This window comes from Brooklawnia sp., assembly GCF_049651565.1.
In the GTDB taxonomy this organism is placed as follows: domain Bacteria; phylum Actinomycetota; class Actinomycetes; order Propionibacteriales; family Propionibacteriaceae; genus Brooklawnia.
The window spans coordinates 1-1,808 of sequence record NZ_JBASCI010000135.1 but is presented as its reverse complement, the minus strand read 5'-3'; the positions used below and the strand labels follow the sequence as shown (position 1 = coordinate 1,808).

1 protein-coding gene is annotated in these 1,808 nt (G+C 73.0%); it reads right to left on the bottom strand.

Features of this window, described 5'->3' with window-relative positions; translation table 11 throughout:
- Positions 1 to 48: 48 nt before the first annotated feature.
- A partial coding sequence (locus WBL05_RS06590) for a hypothetical protein (protein WP_424224608.1) occupies positions 49 to 1,808 on the bottom strand: 1,760 nt, incomplete at its 5' end.

The following is a 1,808-nucleotide window of genomic DNA, read 5'->3' as shown; positions in this document are numbered from 1 at the left end:
GTTCAGGTTCGGGCGTGTCGGGGTCTGGCAGGCCGCGGCGCGGTTTCATCAGCGGCTCCCTCTGTTGCGTCCGGACTGGGTGGACAGCGCCCGGCGCGGGCCGGCGCTGCGTTGCGCGGTTGGGGCGAGGAGCACCAGCAGCACCAGCAGTGCCACCGCCTGCCAGCCGACGGCGAGGACGTCGGCGTCCAGCCGGTAGCCGAGCGTGCCGCCCCGGCCATCGGTCGACCAGGCCTGCCGCCAGTCGCCCGAGTCGGTCGCCGACAGCGCTACCCCGTCGATCTCGGCGTGCCAGTCCGGATCCGCCGGTTCGCTCAACACGATCATGCCGTCAGCGACCGCGGGCAGGTTCGACTCCAGGATCGGCTCGTCGGAGATCGAGCCGGGAGCACGCAACATCGCCCGGCTGGGCTGCGTGGTCACGGTGAACACCACGGTTTGCTCGTCGGCCGGCGCCATCCCCAGTTGCGGCGCTGACGACAGGTTGGTCACCGCCTCGGTGCTCGCCCCCCGGAGCCAGACGTGGGCGATGCCAAGCGAGGCCAGGCGCTGCGCCAGGTCGTCGGAGGGCTGACCCTGGGCGAACTGCTGGGCGACCTGCCACAGGTCGTCGGTGGCCTGCCCGCTGGTCGACAGGAGCGGGGCCTCCCCCGAACCCCATTGCGGATAGCTCGCCGCGGTGATGTTGAAGTGGGCGGTGCCAGCCCACAGGTCGACCATCAGGGTTCGGGTGGCACGGTCGGACTGCTGGACGCCGGTGACGTAGCTGGGCAGCACCTCGGTCTGTCGGCTGAGCGGTGCCGTTGCGCCGAATATCCACCACACCGCGCCGGCAGCGGCCGCCACTGCCGCGATCGCGCCAAGCACCGTCCGCGACCGGATCACCGCAGCCCGCTCGACCAGGTCTTGCGGACTGTCGTCGACTGTTCGTTCCGGACGCTTGCCGATCCCCTCCCCGGCGAGCACCAGCAGCGCGAACAACCCGATCAGCAGCCAACCGGTCGGGTCGGGCCGCACCCCGACGCCCGCCACGTCGACCACCAACCGGGTGACCAGCACCGCCAGCACCGGCAGGACGACCGCGCAGCCCAGCAGCGGGAAACGGACCCGATCCGGCACACCGGTTGCCCGCATGCCGCCCAGCACGCCGACGACCACCAGCAACCCGACGCCCAGCAGCCCGAGCAGGACCGGGGTGGCCGGGAACTGGGCGCCGCCGGTGAGCACCTCGAAGCCGTTGGGGGCGGTGCCGGCGGTACGGGTCGCGGGATCGACCCCGACCAGCAGCCGGCCCGGATCGGCGACGAGCCTCGGCAACCACGGAGCCACCAGTACCAGCGGGCCGAGCGCCACCAGCAGCGCGCCGGTCAGGTGGCGACGGTGCCAGAACAGGTAGGCCGCCAACCCGACCGCGACCAGCCAGGCCCACGGCATGCCGGCGACGAGGACGCCTAGCAGCAGGGCGATCGCCGCGGGTGGGCGCAGGCTCTCGGCGCCGGTGCTGGGCGCCTCGGTCCACCAGCGCACCGCGCTGCCGAGCAACGGCAGGACGATCGCCAGAACGGCGATGTCGAGCGAGCCGCGGCCGGTGGCGCCGAGCAGCGGCAGCTGCAGGCCCCAAAGGACCGCCAGCACCGGTGTCCACCAGCCGTGACCGATGACCGGTCGCAGGAAGCCGAACGCCGTCCACGCCGCCAGGGCGGGACCGCCGAGCACCAGCAGGGTTGCCCACCAGTCGGGTTGGCCGAAGGCCAGTGTCGAGCCGAGCGCCATCCAGCCCAGCCAGGGTGCGTTCGCCCCGACCGCCC